Source organism: Parerythrobacter aestuarii (assembly GCF_030140925.1).
Taxonomy (GTDB): domain Bacteria; phylum Pseudomonadota; class Alphaproteobacteria; order Sphingomonadales; family Sphingomonadaceae; genus Parerythrobacter; species Parerythrobacter aestuarii.
The window spans coordinates 78,450-98,252 of the sequence record NZ_JARBWD010000002.1; the positions used below are offsets into that span (position 1 = coordinate 78,450).

Sequence of the window (19,803 nt, forward strand, 5' to 3'; positions counted from 1 at the left end):
AGTGAACGCGACTTTCTCGAAGAATACTTCCAACTGTGCAGGCGGATTTATGAGCGCCGAGTGCTTGAGGGCACTTGGCCTTGGGACGTCGATTCGACGGATTTTGAGGATATGGTAGACTCCGACTCCATAGACAACGACGAGGTATGAAGAAGTGTTTGGCCTACATCCGCGTCTCAACAGCTAAGCAAGGCGAAGGTGTAAGCTTAGAGGCGCAAAGAGAAGCAATTGAGGCCTTTGCGAGTCGCAACCATCTCAGTGTCGTTCAGTGGTTCGAAGAAAAAGAGACAGCGGCCAAGCGCGGAAGACCCGTCTTCAATGAGGTGGTCCGCCTGCTCAGGCGCGGGAAAGCCGATGGATTGATCGTCCATAAGATCGATCGATCTGCCCGTAACTTTGCTGACTGGGCCAAGATCGGCGATCTAGCTGATGCCGGGGTATCAATTCACTTCGCTTCAGAGAGTCTCGACTTCACGTCTCGGGGCGGTCGCCTCGCAGCTGACGTCCAAGCCGTCGTGGCTGCCGACTACATCCGAAACTTGCGCGAAGAATCGATCAAGGGACTCAACGGCAGATTGAAGCAAGGTCTCTATCCATTCCGGGCTCCGATTGGCTATCTCGACAATGGTCGCGGAAAGCCGAAGACCTTGGACCCTGAGCGAGCGCCTCTCGTGAAGCGAGCATTCGAGCTCTATGCGACCAGAAGCCATTCACTGCGAACGTTGCGAGCTGAATTGAACCGCCAGGGGCTAACCGGGCGCAATGGCCGTGCATTGACCATGAACGGCCTCATGACGATGCTCAACAACCCCTTTTACACCGGGGTGATCCACATCAAACGTACGGGGCGGACCTACAAAGGTATTCATGAAAGACTGATCACCACGAAGCTGTTTGAGCGCGTCCAGGAAATCAAGTCCGGCAAGTCCGGTCCAAAAGTCACGCGCCACAATCACATCTACCAAGGTCTTTTTCGATGCGCTCACTGCAATGGCGCAATGGTTCCAGAATTGCAGAAGGGGCGCGTCTACTATCGTTGCAAGACTGTGCCGTGCATCACGCGTACCATCCGAGAGGATCAGCTTGAGATTGCCATCGAGACACGCCTGACGGGCCTCCAGCTGACAGGTCAGGACCTGAAACGGTTTCGCCGCAAAATCGAGGCTTGGCAGACTGACAAGAAGCATGAACCAGTCGAGCGCTCTCTCCAGCTTAGGCGCGCAAAATTGGCAGAGCGGATCGATCGGCTCATAGACGCACATATTGATGGAAGAATTGGGTCTGAGGATTTCTCAAAGCGCCGTCGAAGTTTGGCCTTGGAAGAGGAGGTACTCGATCAGGAGCAGCGCGAAATGCGTGACTTGGCTTCTGCGGCTGTAAGACTGCGCACATTGGCCGAACTCGCAAGTAGCGTTGTTTCAAGCCATCGATTGGGGAATGGTCCGGAAAGGCGTCAATTGCTGGAAATCGTCTCGCCGAACTGGCGGGTTTCAGGAAGAAATGTAGACCTAGAGCCATATGATTGGCTGTTGGACCTCAAATCTGAGGCAGGTGTACCTTTTGGTGACTCAGACAGAAGCATCCGCCGAATTTTGGCGGGCGTACCCTCTGGTGAACCATCTCGAGACAGAGATCGAACCTTCGGCGCTCTGCTGCTGAGTTATCGTCGCATTATGCGCGCTTTCGGATGTGAGCCAATGACTCATAGATCTAAGGAGATCCCAAGAGACGATAAAGGACGCTTCATTAGGTAGAGGCTGCCAGGTGGTTTGCTTCTAGTTTGCGAACTACGCATGCAGATTGTTACATTCTGTGGCAAACTGAGTTCATGAAAACAGAAACTTACGGAGCGTCTATGTCCGGAAGAGCGTCATACCCAAGCCTAAAACAAAGGACGCTCGTCCTGATCGTCAATGTCGCGATCTTCTACCTAGCGTTCGCAATCTCCACCTCCAGTTTCGTGCCGACGGGCGGCCTGGAGAGTGTTTGGCTACTGAGTGCGGCAGCGATGTGGTTCTTATGCTTGCTTTCGGCTCCATGGTTCCTTCCACCACGAGATAGCTTGGCAAATGCAGTAGCTGCGGCCGCAGTCCTAGCAGCATTGGATCTGTCATCTGTCAGTCAGTTCCAAAGAGAGCTGGATATAATTCGTTGGGCCGGCTTCTTTTATTCACTGGCAGTCATTGCGCTGTCTCTGACCACTCTCTTCCTGCATGACCGATCTCTGCCCACAGCATCCGGGAAATTTGCTTATCGAGCGGTCGGCATATTCGGCAAACCTGAGATCTCATATTCTGTAGCGGCCATTGTAAGCATCATAGGGGCCTACCAAGCGAATTTTGGGACAATGGCGTCTTTGCTGCTGCTATGGCTTCTATTTGTAATCGCTCGGCCAATCGAACAAACCATCGCTGCTTTGCAAGCTTGGAGAACGGAAAAAGCGACCAATGTAGATGGCGATACTGTTGGGATTATCGATCGGGTCGACCATCCAAATATCTTGCGCGTGAAGCTTGCTTCTGGCGCAGTATGGAAACAAGGTAACCTTTATGCCGCAGCCATGCCGAGCGGAGAGCAGCAATATGTTGCGGCGCTATTTTCTCAACCGCAGGGCGCCGAGGTTGTTGGCACTGGCTTATGTGTAGCCAAGCTCGCTGAACCGCTTCCACTTTCTTCCGGCCAAGTTTCGCTCTCCCATAACGAGGAGCTAGCTGCAGAGTTCATTGAGAATCTGAGCGGTGCGAGGGACTCACGCCTTGTGGGCTTTGTAGTGGAGAACTCAAACATTGGAGTCGTGAACTTTGAGGTTGCCGGCCCTGGGGCTCTCGAAGAAGGAGAGGTCGTATTCTTGCGGATTGATGGGCGGGAGATCTTTTACCAGATTCTGGACGCCGTGACTTCGGAAGAGAATTTCGATCAAAATCCAAGAGGCACCCACATAGTAAGAGCAGCACAACTTGGTCGCTATGACCCAGCAAAAGGCTTTCTGAAGTTCCCTTGGCTTCCTGCGATGAACACTCCGCTGTTCGCGGCCAAGGAACGTAAGTTTGAACAGCCCGAGCCAGCTGCCCGGGAGTTTCCAATTGGCCTGGTTCCTTCCACAGACATCTCATTGAATGCAAACTTGGATGATTTGGTGGAGTACCACACCGCCATTCTCGGGGTGACTGGAACTGGCAAGACGGAACTTGCGCTTGATATCGTTCGAGAGGCAATTTCAAGAGGCACCAAGGTGTTTTGCGTAGACTTCACTGGTGACTACAGTCAGCGCTTAGCCGACTTGAACCCCGTCTTCCCGGCCCCGACCAAGGAGCAGGCCGAGGACCTGGCTGAAAAGCTTTTTGATGCTGACACAGGAGCTTACGGTGCTGGAGCTGAGAAGAAGGTGCTCAAGAAGGCTATCGATGAGCTGCGCGACTCAACGACAGAACAGGTCACCGAATTCCTGGAAAGTGAAGACGATCATCTAGCCATTCTTGAGCTAAGAGAGATAACCAATACCAAGGCGTCTCTCAGGCTCACGGAACTCTATCTATCTACGATCATGGAGTGGGCTCGAGAGCATCGCCGTGCTCGCCAAATAATGATCGTGCTTGAGGAAGCCCATACGATTGTCCCTGAAACGGGCGGCTCTGGATTTGATTACGACACGCAGTGGGTTGTGAGCAGGATCGGTCAGATCGCGCTTCAAGGGCGTAAGTATGGAGTAGGCTTGTTAGTTGTCACTCAGCGCACCGCCTTGGTGAGCAAAACGATCCTCTCGCAATGTAACACTTTCCTCACTCACAGCTTAATCGATCAGACAAGCCTAAACTTCCTTCAGAGCGTCTACAGCAGCCAACATACGAACCTCATTCCAAACCTTCCCAATCTGCATTTCCTTGCATTTGGGAAAGCCTTGGCCGCGGACAGACCGATCATGCTCAGGCGTGAATTCGATCAGTCGAAGAAGGACGCGAGCGATAAACTGCGAAAGCCCTTGCCTGCCAAGGACGATGCTGCCGGCACGTGATGCAAGTTGTCTAGGGAGCGAAGCGCTCCAAATGTGACCCAGACAGAAGCATCCGCCGAATTATGGCGGGTGTACCCGCTGGTGTACTCAAGAGCCTAGAAAAGGACTTAAAATCGCGCCGAAGCGACAAAGCGGCCTAGTGCTTCTTGTCCTTAGGTGGGTTGGGATCATTACCGTAGCTATCTGAATCGCTTATCTTGCCGTCCATATTGTGAATGACGTGCTCGACCTTCGCCTTCTTGGCTTCCGCACGAGACTTTTGCTGAGCGGTAGCCTTGGTTCGAGAACGGGCGAGAGGTTCTTTCTGACCTTCCCGCTTAGTCTCCCACATCTTGCTGTCAGAATTGTAGACTGTGTGGATGTTCTTTTTGCGTGCCATATTTGTATTATAGGTGAGATGGTGGCTTATTGCACTCCGTAAAGCTTCTTGGCGGCTTCGAGCTGTTTTCCGTCAAGTAACATCTTCTGAAGCACCAGTTTGCCTTCGGTGTTTTGATCAATGCGGATCGCACTTAGATTCATTTGACGGCCATTTTCTGTAGTCTCAAGCGATTGCTCGTACATGATTGCCAACGTCCTTGACCTCCAAGGTATAAGGTCACCAAGCTGATCCATGCGCACGCTATCGCTGTGAGGGACTTCTTCGGCACCATAGAGCTCGGCAATCTCCTCGATTAGCTTATGAAGTTCGAAGCAAGCATCGTCGAGAAACTCGAACGCGTTGATCTGATTCGCATACGAGAATTCTGACGGTCTTAGGACCGATTGGTAATCAGGAAGTTCGGCCAAAACCCTCGGTTCTGGTAGTAGATCGATGAAGTAGCGAGACGTAAGTTCAGCGCGGTTGAAATCGTGCTGATCAATGTCACGATAGAATTTCACATGCTTTCCCGACCTCTCCCAGTAGGAAGCGATCGCGTCTTTTACGTCGCGAGACACTGAGTACTTATCAGCCTTCTTGCTGAAGTCGTTCATGCTCTTTGGCAACTGGACAGACTCCCATGCACTCGTCAGCGCAAGAACTCTGTTTTGGAGCACTCTCAAAGTTGAAAAGAGCGGCGAAATTTCACCCAAAAGTGCTCCCATGGACTGGGCTGCGAAGACCACCCGCTTTTCGCCTTTCAGAACTGCCTGATCGGCAAAAAGCTCAAATTCCTTCAGTACCACAGCATTTAAATGTCGAATGCGCTCCATACGCAGAATCGCATCAGTGCCATGATTGAGAATGGCTTCTTTGAGATCGCCAAACTTATGAGATTCCTTTTTCAGCCCGTTTAGTCGCTGGAACAGACCGTGCTGATTAAGAATCTGAGGTAGGTGCAGCATAGGTAGATTATGCCATTTACTTAGATAGGCCTCAAACCGTGCCTTCGTTTGTCTCGGTTCAAAGTCGCAAATGGCGACTTGGCTGAGCAAAGGCTCCCCTCAGCCTGATCACCAGAACCTCAGGCTCTTTATGAATGAAACTGAGGCTAGCCATATCCGGACCAAAATCGGCTTCTTGTCGAAATGCTGTTGTCGAAGAGCATGATCGCGTGCCCGTCCCGCTTCAATCTCAGCTTCCGACCACTGGAGCGCTTCATGAACTCCGCCATTGGTAATCAGATAATGCGATCGACAAGGCAAATTCCAATTTCCGATCGAGGGTCGTAGGGTTGGTGCCGATGAAGTGCCTGACAGGTTCCAACCGCCAGGCTTCAAAGGGGTTACCGTTTTGGTGCCACAACCACAGCAGCAACGATGAGCGGCTGTCTTGAATCTTTCGGACACATACAAAACGCCGTCTGCCAGTTCCGCTGGCATGAATTCGACCCCCTCCACGCGCATCTCTGAAATTCTAATCATACTGGTCTTCGTTAAGGAGTAAGTTGCTTCCAACGGTAAACGAGCTGAAATTCGCCCGGTCGAAAGCGTGGTAGAAACCTCGCATTTTTTTCCAGCGCAAAACTGCCAGCTGAGCATTCAGGGCATTGAGATCTGCAATCTGAATATTTTGATCATATTCGTTGGGCTCATCAGCATCAGCAAGTGACATCCGATCGCGAGCCTGATCACGGTTTGATTCGGTACTTGTTGTGACCTGAAGGATGCCTCCAATCCGGTCAGCCTTTTCATACAAGCCCATGCTGGCGTCGAAGAATGGAACTTTTGATGGGCCAAGCGTCTCCACAATCAATCGCTTTCCAGGTCCAGCGTCCATGCAAAGAAAAACGCAGTCCATTTGCGTCAGTTCGGCGACGTTTGCCTCATCTATATACTCGGGATGAGAAACGATGCCGCGATGCATCTTTGAGTAGATGTCTGCGAAGTAAGACACCTTCAAAGGCTGGGCTCGAAGTTCATCAAGCGATGCAGCTCCTGGGGCCCTGAAAGCGTTGTGAGATGAGAATTTATCTCCGTCGTAGATGTGTATTTGGGCGACTGGTGTCTTCGCCATTTGGTCCAGTACGTATGATCCTGTTCCGCCTAGTCCAACAATCGCGATCCTCTCGACGGCCAATCTTTCAGACAACATGCTGATCTCGGCCTTCGCCGAGTTGGTATCTAGATAGTTGAACGGAGACTCATCCGGCTGTGGCTCTACAACATTGCCAGTCATAGGTGTAGCTGTTGGATCGAGCGTTGAAGCAGGTCCACTTATGATGCCTGCATAGTTCTGGATTTTCTCGCGGAAATCCAAGTATCCTTCAGGGCGGGGCTTATTTGAAAACTCAAAATCGCAAGTGATGCCCCTGGTCACTTGGTGCTTTTTTGCGCTTTGGCGAAGCGCATCAATTGCGATCCCTTGTGCGTCGCAAGGAGCTTCTCCCTTAAACCGAATTTGGTGCCTTGCAGGTGCGATCGTCTTGTCGCCATTGAGGGTGAGTTCGGTGGCAAGGATTCCGTCGCGCTTAACCTCCTTCTGGGAATTGAGATACGGGATATCGCGCACAATCAGGTACGCACCCTCGATGTCGACGTTGAACTTCAGCTCGCGAAGCCTGCGTAGGTCCTCGTTAAGCTCGATTAGCTTGTATGACATCGAACACCGTGTTGCGCGGCTTAACCTTGACCGACCCACCTGGACCAAGCGTTCCTTGCTTCGGCTCTTTGGCGTGCTCGAAGGTGATTGAGTAAGTTATTTGCGGTCCAGTGGGAGCCCCAGGATAGGCCAGTTCCACGATTTGATCGAAAGTGACCGTTTCGTCAGGGACCGGCTTTTCCTCTGCATTTACAATAATGATGATTTCTTTTGCCATATCAGTTTCCTAGACTCGGTTGATCTACTGCTAATAAGTCCCGAGTTCATCCTCTATGATACGCTGGCTTGGGTTTAGCGCAAGGCTCTGTACCAATTTTGTTCTCCACAGCTTTTCATCAGGTGGCTGACATTGGATTCCGGGGAAATGGCGCGTTTCGCCTCCTAGTCTGCGAGCACGGAAAATAGATATGATGGTTCTGACCGGAGGCCGACCGGTCACTTATCAGCACCCAAAAAGGCGCCCATCTATGAGTGAGGAGAAAGCGAACCAATCTCCCCTGGAGGAGGCGCTCGATAACAGGAGATGGAAGCTGTGCGAGGAGCTGGACATTATTGAGGATAATGCCTGGGAGCTCTGCGATAGTATCCGTGGGATACGGCTACAACTGACTAGCCTTGAGAGTATCCGCGAGAAGATCGCCAAAACAGCTGCTGAAGCCTAATCGGAGCGCGATGCTCCGTGGGGTCCACCAGAAAAGCGCTCACTAAAGCGCAGTCTGTTCAATGTGACCCAGACAGAAGCATCCGCCGAATTTTGGCAGGTGTACCCGAAGGGGTGTTGAAGAGCCTGGAAAAGAGCGATGCGAGAAATTTACTTCGCTAGATTGCGTGGTACTCTATGATTGATGCCAAAACATACTATCCAGACTATTCATCTGAGAAACTTCAAGGGCTTCCGGAACAGGAAGATCGAAGGTCTTGATGCCAGCTTGAATATCTTCATCGGAGATAATGACACCGGGAAAAGCAGCATTCTACAGGCGATCGATCTGGTTTTGGGAGCCAATACCAGCCGGGTCGACGCCATTGGATTAGAAAAACTCATCAATCAATCGGCGGTGAGCGAATTTCTAAGCAAGCAGGAGCGAAAGGTCGAAGATCTCCCTGAAATGGAGATCGACCTATATCTTTCCGACACCCAACGGCCCGAGTTCGACGGGCAGCACAACATTGAGCAGATTGAGGCGCATGGCATCTACCTCAGATGCAGGCCTAGAGATGAGCTTTTTGAGCAAATCAGCGAGGTGATCAAACAGCCTGATATCGCCTTTCCCTACGATTACTATATGGTCGAAATAAAAGGTTTCGGTGGTGAGGCGCTATCTCCTTACAAGAAGCCGCTCGACTGTCTGGTGCTCGACACCACAAAAATCAGCACGGAGTATGCTTCCAAGGCGTACATCAATACGATGTACCAAGCGCATGTAAAAGATGAAGAAAAGCACGCTCTGAAATATGCCTACCGACAAGTGAAGGACAGCTACTCGAAGGAACAACTTGCTGAACTGAACGAGCGCTTAGACGCTGGCTACGGCTTCTCGGTCAAGAATAGCTCCAAGGCCAACCTTGAAACTGACCTTACCATTTCTCGCGAGGGGATCGATATTGATAACCTTGGAATGGGTAGCCAGTGCTTCGTTCGCACCGAATTTGCCTTAGCTAAGAAGGCGAATATCGACGTGGTGCTCTTGGAGGAGCCCGAAAACCATCTAAGTCAGGCTAATATGAAGAGGCTGATCAAGGTCATCGAGGATGGCAGTGAATCTCAGATTTTCATAGCCACACATAGCTCACTCATTTGCTCACGCCTTGATCTTCGGCACGCAATCTTGCTCGGTCCACCAGGCGCTGAGCCTATAAAGTTGGATGCCTTGCCCAAAGACACAGCGGAGTTCTTCATGAGGGCTCCGGACAATTCAGTGCTTGAATTTGTTCTTTCCAGTAGAGCGCTGCTTGTTGAGGGGGATGCAGAATATATTCTGATGGAAGCTTTCTATCAAAATCTGACGGGAGAACCTCTCTTCGGCTCTGGTGTTGATGTGATTGCGATCGGAGGGATCAGCTTCCCGAGATACCTAGATATCGCAAAACTCTTGGGCATTCGGACTGTGGTGATCACCGATAATGACGGCAATGGGCAAACTACCTGCGTTGAACGTTACGAACCATATGCTGACGCCGCGACAATAAACGTCGCCTACGATCCTGATGACGCTCGGTCGACATTCGAAATTTGCGTCTATCAGGACAATTCAGAATTGTGCGAAGGACTGTTCGCTGAAGGTAGAAGGACTCTAACCGTCCAAGAGTACATGCTGAAGAATAAGTCCGAAGCAGCTTTCGCCATTGCCTCTTCGAAACCGGACGATGTTGTGGTGCCTGCGTACATAGCCGAAGCGATAACATGGATAAGAAGCTAGTTTTTGCAGTTGCTGGTTCGGGCAAAACCTCACTTATTCTCAACTCGATTGATGATGCAAAGCGCTCGCTGATTATCACCTACACCAACGAAAATCTGAGGAGCATAGAAGCTAGCCTAATCGAGAAGTACGGCCACTTGCCAAGCCATATCCATGTCAGGTCGTACTTCTCGTTCCTCTACAGCTTTTGCCTCAGGCCGTATGTCTCGTACAAACTTCGAGACAATGCTTACACTTGGAAGCTACCGACGAGATCAAGGGCGAAGACGACAGATGCGAGGTACTATGTAAGCCCGCGCAGGTATATTTATGGAAACCGGGCAGCGAAACTGGTCTCTGTTGCCGGACTAATGGACAAGGTGCGTCGCCGCTTGGCGCGGTATTACGACGATCTATATGTCGATGAGGTGCAGGATTTTGCGGCGCACGACTTCAACTTCTTGCTGGAGCTATCTGCAACTGACATCGACGTGCTTCTTGTTGGGGATTTTTTCCAACACACCTTCGACACGAGCCGGGACGGCAATGTCCGGAAAAATCTGCACAAGAAAGGCCCTGGTGCGTACTTGAAGGAGTTCGAGGCCGCAGGCTTCGAAATTGACACTGATTCACTCGACAAAACTTGGAGGTGTAGCGCAGCGGTTTGTGCTTTCATCCAGTCTAACATCGGGATCAATATATCCAGTGCCCGCGAAGAGGACACGAAGGTCCACTTGATTAAGGATGCGGGCGAGGCTTTGAGGCTCTTCGATGATGATGAGAAAGTTAAGCTCTTTTATCAAGAATCTAAGAAATACCCATGTCACTCAAACAATTGGGGGAAATGCAAGGGACTGAATAGGTATGGGGATGTTTGTGTTGTTCTGAACAGGACGACTGCCAAAGCCTTTGAGGACGGTAAGCTTGCTGATCTACCCGAAGCGACACGAAACAAGCTATACGTAGCGTGCTCCCGAGCCCGTGGAGACCTCTACATCTTGCTAGAGGACCATGTCAGAAGCCGAAAGCGCAACTAACTCCTGCGATCCAAGCCATCAAACCCAACCTCAGGCTTGTTTTGAAGCTTTCGGGAGCAACCATGCAGACCATTGCCTCATCAGCTCTCGCCTTTTCTCCAAACGATCGGACCTTTGATAGGCTCCCACAACTCCAGCGTCGACCTGGTGGCCAAGGGCAGCTTCCTTCACCTCAAATGCGGCTTCAGTTTGCTCTTCACACCACGTCCGAAAGGTTGCCCTGAAGCCATGAGGTCTCGCTTCGTAGCCTTCGCGCTTCATAAAGCTCGACATAGCCATATCTGAAATTGGCTTCCCGCGCAGCGCGGGGAAGAAGAATTCGTTTTCAGATTTGGATCGTGCGATGCTGAGAACAGATATTGCTTCTTGGGTCAGAGGGACTCTGTGTTCGCGGCCAGTCTTTGTACGCTCCGGCGAGAGAACCCATACGTCACCATCAATCTCGGAAGCCGACGCTAAGCGAACTTCAGTCGTTCTGGCGACCGTGAGCATAAGAAAGCGCAGCGCAAGCGCCGCTGTGTGGTCAAAGCTACATAGCCACCGATAGAATTCTGGGGCTTCAGCATAGGGCATGGCAGGAATGTGAGTGGTTTGATGGCGCTGCTTCCCCATAAGCGCTCTTGCCTTCGCTGGTGCTTGTAGATCGACATCCAAGCCAAGTGCTGCTGCATATTTCAGTGTTTGGCCGATGTGCCCAAGAGATTTGCGAGCGGTTTCAGCCTTGGAATGCCAGATCGGCTCCAGCGTAGCTTTGATCTGGTGCTGATCTATTTCCTCAACAGGCAAGCTGCCAATTTTTGGCAGTACATGACCTTCTAACAGTCCAAGCCAGCGCTTGCGCGCATTTGCGTTCTTGAGCTCAACCCTCTTCGCTTCGAAGCACCCACGTGCTGCTTCTTCCAAGGTTACAGTCTTGGGGGCAAGACTATGCTTTGAACGCTCGGTGATGGGATCGAGCCCCTCACGCACTGCCTTTCGGGCGTCCGCGGCCCGGTCTCTAGCCTCAGAAATGGAGACATCGGGCCAGCGACCTAATCCCATTTCGCGGCGTTTGCGGTTGATGACAAGGCGCAGGGTCCATTTTCCAGCCTCTTTCGACCGCTTGACTAACCATAGCCCCTGACCGTCAGCGTATTTGCCAGGGCCCGCGTTCTTGGCCTTCATTTGTGTAAGTGCGTTGTAGAGCACCGGTCCACCTTTTGGCACTTTGGGACTCTAACTTTTCAGTCCACCCGATAGTCCACCTTTTGACACGCGAAACTGTGAAAATCAATGTTCATGTATGTTGGGGGCATCTAATCCATATCATTGTGAAATAACGCGAAAAAATGCCAATATGTTCAACTATGTGGAAATGGGTGTGAGTCCTCTTCTGGGCACCATCAGCTTTCAACCCTTGAATCCAAGAACATTGAAACGCGCCAGCCTTGGCTCGCCGATTGCGGTTGTCCTGTTGAATCACCAAGCGGAATCCCGTTCCCCTGTCCGGTCAGGGGAAGTCATGCGCGGTCCCGTTTCTCGCTGATGCGAAGTATGCAGCGCGACGGCGGGGCTTCTTCTTGCCGGCTATTGGTACCGGCGCGAACGTAAAATCTCGTAAATTCAGCACTGCTAAACGGCTGAACTGCTTCCATTATTTCATTTACACGTTACATTTCTGAATGCCCTGCCGGCGGCATTGAGGACAGCCGGCGCAGGATTGGAAATGCCTATGCGTGTCGCAATAGCCGATGATGATCCCGAATTGCTGGAGCAGCTCGCTGCGGCTTTGGACGGGTCATCCCACAATTTTGATCGCTACAGGAACGGGGCCGAGATGCTTACCGGTCTCAAGCGCGAAACCTATGATGTTGTGCTGATCGACTGGAACATGCCGGGCAAGACCGGGTTGGAGATCGTTAACTGGGCGACGGCAAATCTATCGCCGCCGCCGGCGATGATCCTGATTACCAGCCGGGCGGACAAGCAGGACGTGGTCAAGGGCCTCGAAGCCGGCGCGATCGACTATATCGTCAAGCCGGAAAGCAATGAAGTGATCCTGGCACGGATCGAAGCAGCCGTGCGCAAGGTTCGCAGTAGCCAGAAGCCACGCTTCGAAGAGTTCGGGCAGTATCGCATCGACCGGTTGCAGGAGACCATCGAGCGCGAGGGAAAGCCGGTCAAGCTGACGGCCAAGGAGTTCAAGGTTGCCGAACTGTTGTTCGACAATCTCAACCGACCGCTTTCGCGCAACTACATCTTCTCGCAGGTCTGGAACGGCTCGCCTGACATGGAGACCCGGACCCTCGACATGCACATTTCGCGGGTCCGCTCCAAGCTGGAATTGCGCCCGCAAAATGGATTTGCGATACAAACCGTGTTCGGTTTCGGCTATCGTATGGATGATTACGACGCCACCGCGGAGGAATAGTCCATGACCAAGCCTGACGGGCCGGCGGCCTGTATGGCGGTGCGACGGATCGCGCTGGCGTTGACGCCTGTAATGCTTGCGGCCTGTGCTGTGGCAACGCCTTTCGACATCAACTCCAGCGGAAAAGGTATCGCGGGTCCGACAAGCATTGCCTTGAGCGATGCCGGTGCCGACGGCGGTGACCGGGCAAGGCTTGAGCAAGCGCTGGGCCAGGCGTTCGCCAGGCATTCCGTCGCACTCTCCAGCGATGCACGCTACCTTGCAGATTATTCGATATCGATCGGGGACGCCGAAGGGGGTCTGACAACCTCTACCCAAGCCGCAGGCCAGGAGGCCATCGACTGGGAAGCGCGCCCACGCAAGTCGCGGCTTTTCGACGGCTGCGATGCCAAGCGGCTGCGAGCAACACTGGTCTTGCTGGATCGCCAGACCGGCTCGCGTGTCTATCGGGGCGAAGGAGAAGCGACGGCTTGCGGGTTCTCGGATGCGGAACTGTCAGCGTTTGCCGATCGCCTCGTCAGCGATGCGCTGGACCGCAGGCCGCGCTGAGAAATACCTTTATTCAGCTGGCAGCGTGACGACGAATCGCGTGCCCTGCCCGGCCTCCGACTTGACGTCGATCACCCCGCCATGCGTGTCGACCACGCGTTTTACGAATGCGAGGCCGAGCCCGGCGCTAGGGCCGGCATGCTGTTCATGCGCTCCGAACCGCGCAAATGGGTTGGCTTGCCGCTCTTCCGACAACCCCGGGCCCTCATCGGCAATGGTGAGAGCGACAGTGCCATCCGCAGGCTTGGCTACGGAGACATGAACCGAGGTCTCGGCTGGTGAGTACTTGAGCGCATTGCCAATCAGATTGTCGAGAAGCCTGGCAATCAACGAAGCATCGACGAGCGCATAGACAGGTTCTTCCGGCAGGTCTTGAGCGATGGTGATCTTTCTTGCCCTCGCCTGCGCAAAGAAGCGGTCGCAGGCTTCTTCACTGAGCGCCACCAGGTCCGTGTCCTCGCGGCTGATCTCCGCTTCTTCTAGCCGCGCCAGCTGGACGAAATCGTCGGCCAGCTTGAGCGTGCGTTCGGCCTGGTTGCGGATCCGCTTGAACAACTTGCCGGTATCCGGCTCGCCATTGGCACGGCTGGCGAGACCGATGATCGCAGCTTGCGGCGTGCGCATGTCATGCGAGAGGAACTCCAGCATCTGTTTGCGTTCCTCTTCGCGCCGGCGGATCTCCGTGACTTCACGCAGGGCGAGGATTTCGCCGCTCCTCGACGGCGCATCCGCGCTACCCAATTGTGCGCGGGCCAGAAGGAAAGTCTTGCCATCGGCAGTCTCAATCTCTCCGCGATCCTGACGCAGCCTTGCCTGCACTTCCAACAGCAGTTCCTGCAAGCTGGGGGCATCGCCTTCGCGCCATGCGGCGAAGAGGCTTTGCGCGCGGGCGTTCATCATTTGTGTATGACCTTCGGAGTCGAGCACGATGATGGCATCGGGCGCAGCTTCGATCACCTGCCGGAGGAAGGCGAGGGAATCCTGTACATTGTGCACCAGTCGCCGAACGCGGGAAACCTGCCGTGCGATGAAGTCGACCCCTTCTTCATCGCGGCCACCACGGTCGGCACTCACGAGCCGGCGCGCCTCGTTATCGAGATAGGTGCTGACAGCTGTCAGTCGCCGCCAGCTCCACAACGGATAAGCAAGCAGAATCACCAGCGCCAGCGCCCCGATCGGGAGCCACTGTCCGGTCAGCGGCACCATCGCGATCGTTCCAACCAGCAGCAGCGCTAGCAGGGCTACCGCTGAAACCAGGCCGTAGCGAGGTGGTAGGAACCAGAAGGCGAGGAACAGCAGGACCAGCGAGACGACCGACACCACAAGCTGAGCAGGCATTCCCATTGGCGTGACGACGCGCTGTGCCATCAGGGCATTGAGGAGGTTTGCCTGTGTCTCGACACCGGGCATCAATTCGACAGTACCGGCGGCGACAGAATATCGATCTCCCAGTCCCGCAGATGTTGCTCCGACCAAGACGATCTTTCCGGTGAGTGCGCCTTCAAGCAAGCGACCCTGGAGTACTTCGGCAGCGGAGATAGTTGGAAAGGCTCCAATGGGTTGGAAGGGGATGATCGGACGGTTGCCGGCATCTTCCGGCGCTCCGTGGTAGGGTGTTGGCAAGCCCAGCTCCTCCATCCCGACCGCCACGAAATGCGGAAAGACGGCCTCGCCGAGCGGCTGCTCAAGAGTGAAACGGCGAAGTAGCCCGTCATTGTCCAGTTCGGCACCGACATGACCGATGCCGGCTGCCGCAGCTCCGAGCGATGGAAGGGGCATGACTGGCTGAAACGCGTCAGCTGTGTTGGGAGTCAGCCCGAAGGTATGCGGGAGAACGACATGGCCTGCCTGCGCTATCGCATCGGCAAGCGCCGTGTCATCTTCAGTTGTGGTTGGTTCGACAAACAGCACATCGAACAGCACCAGCTTTGCTCCGGCAGCATCCAGCGCTTCGACGAGCCGGGCATGCGTCGATCGCGGCCACGGCCAGGCACCAATTTCGGCCAAGGCCGGGTCATCGATCGCCACGATAACAATGTCGGGATCAACGCTGGGCCGCGCCAGGCTCGTCGCGATGTCCAGTGCGCGATTGTCGATCCTGTAGGCCGCTTCGCTCCACTGTCCCCAAATGGCGACCGCCAGCGCCACTGCCAGCAGCAGCAACCATTCCAGCCTGAGCCGCAGGGGATTCATGGCTGCGGTCCTAACCTCATGAAACCTATTCGGAAACCACCAGCTTCTGTGTCGGGCCCCAGACTTTTAGAAGGCCTTCTTCAACCGCCTGCATCGCTGCCACGCGCCATTGGTAGGTACCGGGCTCGAGGTCGGTCAGGATGAGCCCGGTTTCCTGCATGCCGGTTTCATCCACCAGCATCCGACCAGGAGCCCCGTCCCGCCACATCTGGAAAGCGAAGAAGGTCTCGCCTTCACCTTCCGGCAGCCATTTGAACAGGAAACCATCGGCCAACGGGGATTCCTCGACTGCAGCAGAGACGTCGAGCCGTTTGCGGCGGAAACTGAAAGTCTCCGACAAGCCTTCAAGGCCGCTCGCGGAGATCGCGCGGGCGCGAACGAAATAGCGACCATTGTCGATACTGGCGAATTCTGTCGGGCCGTTGGCAACCACCTGCTCACCGACCATTTCAAGAAAACCAGCATCGCGGGCTATCTGCGTGCGGTAAGCCGAGGCCCTGTCGAGCGGTGCTACGTTGAAGACCAGCATCTCGCCCGTCTGTACTGCGCCGGGATCCTCGATCGCAGGAGCAGGCAACAGCGCTTCGAGCGTACCCACGCCGCTGGCGGTGCTGGCGACGCCGAAGCCAGCCCCGGTCGGGGTGCTTTCACTGCCGACAGCCACCGCAACCTCGCCTTCGACGACTTCGGTCAGGCTGCGCTCGGCGGCTTCATCATGGGCAACCCGGAATTCAGTGCCACGCACAGACGTCACTGCAGTGGGGGTGCGCATGCGCATCCGGCCCTGTGCCTTGAGCTTGGGAGATACAGCTTCGCCTCGGCCGCTGAGAATGGCAAAATCGACATCGAGGATGTCGCCAAGCAGGTAACGCCGCGCGCGCATCAGGCGGGCCCTGGTATTCGATGGCAATGAAACCTGCGCTCCGTTGGTGGCGCGAAAGCTGACGAAGCCGGCTCGCCCAGTCGCCACGGTCTGGCCTTCGCCCAGTACCCGGTTCAGCGCCGGGGCTTCGCCATTGACTTCGACCGGGCCGGAGAAGCCGGCGACCCGCAGTTGCACATCTTCGAAGCGCAGCAGGTCGCGCGGGATCTTGAGTTCTCGCGCCACCGGCAGCAGCCGGGGATTGGCGACCCGGTTGATCCGGCGCACTTGCTCGGCAGCTGCGTCTCCGCGCAGGTATTCCTGCCCCAGGCCATAGAGCGTGTCGCCTTTCTTCACCTGGTAGGTGATGAAGTCGTCATCTTGCGCATGCGCCGGGGCTGCCCCAAACAAGCAGGCGCAGCAGGCCGCCAGGAGAATCTGCAGAGTGGCGAATTTGTACATTGCTAGTCCCTCTTGTTCCTCTCCATGCCATGCCTGCACGCGTTAGGCCACGAGAAGACGGGTCGATTTTACATGAGCTTACGCTTTTGCGCAAAGCGACGGAGAGTTTGAAATAAGCATGACCGACTGGATTTCCCTGAGCCGCGATGCCTGCGGTGCAGCCAAGACCTATGGCGAAGCTGCCCGGCTGGCGACCGCCGCCCTTGCTGCGCCCCAGGGCACGCCAGACCCTTTGCTGGTCGAGCAGCATCAGCGACAGGTGCATGGCTTTGCCTGGATCGGCACCACGGTGGCGGCCCTTGAAAGCTGCGCCGATTGGGCGGCGCGGGCCGGGACTGCGGGGCGGTTTGGCGAAGTCGAGATGCTGGTCCTGCAAATCGGGTTCGGTGAGTATCTGCACCAGCTCGCCAGCGGGGTGGCGATGAGCCAGAACGAATATGTCCGACCTGGCGAACTGGGAATCGCCGAGGCCGCCTCTGCGCTGGCGCAAGATCCGGCTGCGGCGCGCTTCATGGCCGAAGGGAATACCGCCGCGAACCGTGCGCGGCTAGCGGCGCTGCTGGCCGAAGGCGCGGTGCCGGACGAGACTTTCGGTGACGAGACGCTCGATCTCATCCGCCAGCAGTTCCGCGCCTTCACCGCCGACCGGATCGCGCCGCATGCGCATGAGTGGCACCTGGCCGACGCGCTGATCCCGATCGAAGTCGTGCAGGAAATGGCCGAGCTCGGCGTGTTCGGAGTCTGCATCGGCGAAGAGTATGGCGGGCTGGGGCTGGGCAAGACTGCCATGTGCCTTGTCTCCGAAGAGCTGTCGCGCGGCTGGATCTGTGCTGGATCGCTGGGGACCCGGTCCGAGATTGCGGGCGAGCTGATCGGCGAGAACGGCACGCCGGAACAGAAAACCAAATGGCTGCCGAAGCTGGCTGACGGCTCAATCCTGCCGACCGCGGTCTTTACCGAGCCCGATACCGGCTCCGACCTCGCGTCGGTCCGAACGCGCGGGATGCGGCAGGCTGACGGCAGCTGGCGCATCACCGGGGCCAAGACCTGGATTACCCACGCCGCGCGGGCGGACATGATGACGGTGCTGTGCCGCACCGATCCCGATACGCCCGGCTATGGCGGGCTTTCCATGCTGCTGGCGGAAAAGACCCGCGGCAGTGACGCCGATCCGTTCCCTGACGATGGCATCGACGGCAGCGAGATCGAAGTGCTCGGCTATCGCGGTATGAAGGAATATGCGCTCGGCTTCGATGGTTTTGCTGTGGCCGAAGACGGTCTCCTGGGCGGGGCCGAGGGGCAGGGCTTCAAGCAGTTGATGCGGACCTTCGAAGGGGCGCGCATCCAGACCGCCGCCCGCGCCATCGGGGTCGGCTGGAATGCCTTCGACCTGGGGCTCAAATATGCGCTCGAGCGCAAGCAGTTCGGCAAACCCCTGCTGGCCTTCCCGCGCGTGGCCGACAAGCTGGCGCTGATGGTGGCCGAGCTGGTGATGGCGCGCGAGCTGACCTATTCTGCCGCCCGCCACAAGGACAAGGGCGAGCGCTGCGACATCGAGGCCGGCATGGCCAAGCTGCTGGCGGCACGGGTGGCCTGGGCCAATGCCGACAACGCGCTGCAGATCCACGGCGGCAATGGTTATGCGCTGGAATACGAGATCAGCCGCGTGCTGTGCGACGCGCGCATCCTCAACATCTTCGAAGGGGCGGGCGAAATCCAGGCCCAGGTGATCGGGCGAGGGACGCTCAAGGCACAGCCTGGCGGCTAGGCCTCTGACAGCAGATGCGCGATAGTCGGCGGTCGATACTTGCCGGCCTTCCAGCGTACCATGGCCTCATCCGAAAGCGCCGAGCGGTCTTCGGGGCCGGTCCGGTCATGCATCGGGCGCAGCGCGCCGAAGACGCCGCCGTCGCCGTCGAATTCTGTGAGCGGGTTGGGGCGGGTGTAGTCTTCGATTAGCTCGGCATCGAAGGTCAGCCCCGCTTCGCCGGCTTCGCCAACCATCCATTTGAGCGCGCCGTCAGCCAGCCCGCGTTCGGAACGGGTGCCGCCGCCGACGCTGCCGTGGGTGCCGGGGAACCAGATCTCTTTCAGGCTGTGGTCGGGCAAGGGCTTGCCCGGTGGTTGCATCCGCGTGACGTCGAAATCCTTGCGCCGCTCGTCGATGGCGACGGCGTGGCGGGCATGGCGGATGTAGGAATTGAGCTGGGTATCGTGGAAGGCGTGCGCGTCGTTGAATACTTTCTCGATCGGGAAGGCGGGGATGATGGTGGGGATGCCCAGCGAGCCGACCGTGTCGAAACAGCCTAGGAAATGGATCACTGGGGGGGCATCGTCATCGGCGATCGAATTGGATTTGCGAAAGACGATGCATTCATCGTGATCGGGCCCGATTTCACGGTCGCGATATAGCGCCATGGCGCGAGGGATGGCGCGCAGCCGGTCCCGCCTGACAATGCCGCAGGACCGGATCAGCCCGGCCAGCGAACGGACGGTGTAAGCCCCGCGGCTGAAGCCGAACAGGAAGATCTCGTCGCCGACCTCCCAGTTCATGCTGAGGAAGCTGTAGGCCTGCTCGATCTCGCCATCGAGGCCAAGCCCGAACCCGCCCCCGGCCACCCGGTCGAAGGCATTCTTCAGCCCGACGCCGGGATCGTAATAGAGCGTTTGCGTTACCCCGTCCGGAGCGGTCGGCAGCACGAATTGCGCAATGCGCTGGATGTTGGTCGGCCAGTCGTCGTCGAGGCTTTGCCAGGTGCCGTCGCAACAGATGATCAAGCGTTTCATCGGTCTCATCCCTTCATCGAGGGGGGTGGTGCGATCGAGACCCGGTCTGTTTTTCTTTTTGGCGTAACAG

At 55.8% G+C, this 19,803-nt stretch carries 17 protein-coding genes; 8 read left to right on the plus strand and 9 right to left on the minus strand.

The annotated features are described in order from the left end of the window. The first annotated feature begins 158 nt into the window (after positions 1-158). Positions 159-1,754: a recombinase family protein gene (locus tag QPW08_RS13440; protein ID WP_284126421.1), complete on the plus strand. Its 1,596-nt coding sequence runs from the start codon at positions 159-161 to the stop codon at positions 1,752-1,754. 74 nt (positions 1,755-1,828) lie between these two features. Next, the gene (locus QPW08_RS13445; protein WP_284126422.1) at positions 1,829-4,012 is read left to right on the plus strand and encodes an ATP-binding protein; all 2,184 of its coding nucleotides are present in this window, start codon (positions 1,829-1,831) and stop codon (positions 4,010-4,012) included. 136 nt (positions 4,013-4,148) lie between these two features. Here the strand turns inward: QPW08_RS13445 and QPW08_RS13450 are convergent, their stop codons facing one another. The 5 genes from QPW08_RS13450 to QPW08_RS13465 are packed head-to-tail and all read right to left on the minus strand — an operon-like array spanning position 4,149 to position 7,251. Further along, complete coding sequence (locus QPW08_RS13450) at positions 4,149-4,391, minus strand: DUF2188 domain-containing protein (RefSeq protein ID WP_284126423.1); 243 nt, start codon at positions 4,389-4,391, stop codon at positions 4,149-4,151. Positions 4,392-4,417: 26 nt separating this feature from the next. Next, complete coding sequence (locus QPW08_RS13455) at positions 4,418-5,428, minus strand: hypothetical protein (protein ID WP_284126424.1); 1,011 nt, start codon at positions 5,426-5,428, stop codon at positions 4,418-4,420. An 18-nt stretch (positions 5,429-5,446) separates the two neighbouring features. Beyond that, a complete protein-coding gene (locus QPW08_RS14750) occupies positions 5,447-5,857 on the minus strand; it encodes a DUF6527 family protein (protein ID WP_407674570.1) in 411 nt (136 codons plus the stop codon). Beyond that, positions 5,850-7,034 carry a ThiF family adenylyltransferase gene (locus QPW08_RS13460; RefSeq protein ID WP_284126425.1) on the minus strand — a complete coding sequence of 395 codons (1,185 nt, stop codon included), beginning with the start codon at positions 7,032-7,034 and terminating at the stop codon, positions 5,850-5,852. Before QPW08_RS13460 ends, QPW08_RS14750 begins: the two co-directional genes overlap by 8 nt. Further along, a complete protein-coding gene (locus tag QPW08_RS13465) occupies positions 7,009-7,251 on the minus strand; it encodes a multiubiquitin domain-containing protein (RefSeq protein WP_284126426.1) in 243 nt (80 codons plus the stop codon). Before QPW08_RS13465 ends, QPW08_RS13460 begins: the two co-directional genes overlap by 26 nt. A 250-nt stretch (positions 7,252-7,501) precedes the next feature. Here QPW08_RS13465 and QPW08_RS13470 point away from each other — a divergent pair, with 250 nt between their 5' ends. The 3 genes from QPW08_RS13470 to QPW08_RS13480 all read left to right on the plus strand — a co-directional run bounded on the left by QPW08_RS13470 (position 7,502) and on the right by QPW08_RS13480 (position 10,470). Further along, a complete protein-coding gene (locus QPW08_RS13470) occupies positions 7,502-7,696 on the plus strand; it encodes a hypothetical protein (RefSeq protein WP_284126427.1) in 195 nt (64 codons plus the stop codon). A gap of 183 nt (positions 7,697-7,879) precedes the next feature. Then, positions 7,880-9,454, plus strand: coding sequence for an ATP-dependent nuclease (locus QPW08_RS13475; RefSeq protein ID WP_284126428.1), 1,575 nt, complete (start codon positions 7,880-7,882; stop codon positions 9,452-9,454). Then, a complete protein-coding gene (locus QPW08_RS13480) occupies positions 9,439-10,470 on the plus strand; it encodes a hypothetical protein (RefSeq protein WP_284126429.1) in 1,032 nt (343 codons plus the stop codon). The genes QPW08_RS13475 and QPW08_RS13480 overlap by 16 nt, the downstream gene beginning before the upstream one ends. Before the next feature lie 30 nt (positions 10,471-10,500). On the opposite strand, the gene QPW08_RS13485 is transcribed toward QPW08_RS13480, so the two are convergent. Continuing rightward, positions 10,501-11,658 carry a tyrosine-type recombinase/integrase gene (locus tag QPW08_RS13485; protein ID WP_284126430.1) on the minus strand — a complete coding sequence of 386 codons (1,158 nt, stop codon included), beginning with the start codon at positions 11,656-11,658 and terminating at the stop codon, positions 10,501-10,503. A gap of 517 nt (positions 11,659-12,175) precedes the next feature. On the opposite strand from QPW08_RS13485, the gene QPW08_RS13490 reads away from it, so the two are divergent. Both QPW08_RS13490 and QPW08_RS13495 read left to right on the plus strand, forming a co-directional pair. After that, positions 12,176-12,880, plus strand: a complete 705-nt coding sequence (locus QPW08_RS13490) for a response regulator transcription factor (protein ID WP_284126431.1) — start codon at positions 12,176-12,178, stop codon at positions 12,878-12,880. Positions 12,881-12,883: 3 nt separating this feature from the next. Next, positions 12,884-13,429: a hypothetical protein gene (locus QPW08_RS13495; RefSeq protein ID WP_284126432.1), complete on the plus strand. Its 546-nt coding sequence runs from the start codon at positions 12,884-12,886 to the stop codon at positions 13,427-13,429. A gap of 9 nt (positions 13,430-13,438) precedes the next feature. On the opposite strand, the gene QPW08_RS13500 is transcribed toward QPW08_RS13495, so the two are convergent. Further along, the gene (locus QPW08_RS13500) at positions 13,439-15,622 is read right to left on the minus strand and encodes a CHASE2 and HATPase_c domain-containing protein (RefSeq protein WP_284126433.1); all 2,184 of its coding nucleotides are present in this window, start codon (positions 15,620-15,622) and stop codon (positions 13,439-13,441) included. Between the two features lie 25 nt (positions 15,623-15,647). After that, positions 15,648-16,946 carry a FecR domain-containing protein gene (locus QPW08_RS13505; protein ID WP_284126434.1) on the minus strand — a complete coding sequence of 433 codons (1,299 nt, stop codon included), beginning with the start codon at positions 16,944-16,946 and terminating at the stop codon, positions 15,648-15,650. Positions 16,947-17,064: 118 nt separating this feature from the next. Between QPW08_RS13505 and QPW08_RS13510 the strand changes: the two genes are divergently transcribed. Next, positions 17,065-18,714, plus strand: a complete 1,650-nt coding sequence (locus QPW08_RS13510; protein ID WP_284126435.1) for an acyl-CoA dehydrogenase family protein — start codon at positions 17,065-17,067, stop codon at positions 18,712-18,714. On the opposite strand, the gene QPW08_RS13515 is transcribed toward QPW08_RS13510, so the two are convergent. Continuing rightward, positions 18,711-19,733, minus strand: a complete 1,023-nt coding sequence (locus QPW08_RS13515; RefSeq protein WP_284126436.1) for a DUF2235 domain-containing protein — start codon at positions 19,731-19,733, stop codon at positions 18,711-18,713. The two genes, QPW08_RS13510 and QPW08_RS13515, sit on opposite strands and share 4 nt — an antisense overlap. Positions 19,734-19,803 lie beyond the last annotated feature (70 nt).

Coding starts and splice junctions, on each gene's coding strand:
- QPW08_RS13460 (WP_284126425.1), bottom strand. CDS start 7,034: ATGTCATACAAGCTAATCGAGCTTAACGAGGACCTACGCAGGCTTCGC.
- QPW08_RS13470 (WP_284126427.1), top strand. CDS start 7,502: ATGAGTGAGGAGAAAGCGAACCAATCTCCCCTGGAGGAGGCGCTCGAT.
- QPW08_RS13505 (WP_284126434.1), bottom strand. CDS start 16,946: ATGTACAAATTCGCCACTCTGCAGATTCTCCTGGCGGCCTGCTGCGCC.
- QPW08_RS13515 (WP_284126436.1), bottom strand. CDS start 19,733: ATGAAACGCTTGATCATCTGTTGCGACGGCACCTGGCAAAGCCTCGAC.
- QPW08_RS13465 (WP_284126426.1), bottom strand. CDS start 7,251: ATGGCAAAAGAAATCATCATTATTGTAAATGCAGAGGAAAAGCCGGTC.
- QPW08_RS13450 (WP_284126423.1), bottom strand. CDS start 4,391: ATGGCACGCAAAAAGAACATCCACACAGTCTACAATTCTGACAGCAAG.
- QPW08_RS13500 (WP_284126433.1), bottom strand. CDS start 15,622: ATGAATCCCCTGCGGCTCAGGCTGGAATGGTTGCTGCTGCTGGCAGTG.
- QPW08_RS13445 (WP_284126422.1), top strand. CDS start 1,829: ATGAAAACAGAAACTTACGGAGCGTCTATGTCCGGAAGAGCGTCATAC.
- QPW08_RS13480 (WP_284126429.1), top strand. CDS start 9,439: ATGGATAAGAAGCTAGTTTTTGCAGTTGCTGGTTCGGGCAAAACCTCA.
- QPW08_RS13495 (WP_284126432.1), top strand. CDS start 12,884: ATGACCAAGCCTGACGGGCCGGCGGCCTGTATGGCGGTGCGACGGATC.
- QPW08_RS13510 (WP_284126435.1), top strand. CDS start 17,065: ATGACCGACTGGATTTCCCTGAGCCGCGATGCCTGCGGTGCAGCCAAG.
- QPW08_RS13490 (WP_284126431.1), top strand. CDS start 12,176: ATGCCTATGCGTGTCGCAATAGCCGATGATGATCCCGAATTGCTGGAG.
- QPW08_RS14750 (WP_407674570.1), bottom strand. CDS start 5,857: ATGATTAGAATTTCAGAGATGCGCGTGGAGGGGGTCGAATTCATGCCA.
- QPW08_RS13475 (WP_284126428.1), top strand. CDS start 7,880: ATGCCAAAACATACTATCCAGACTATTCATCTGAGAAACTTCAAGGGC.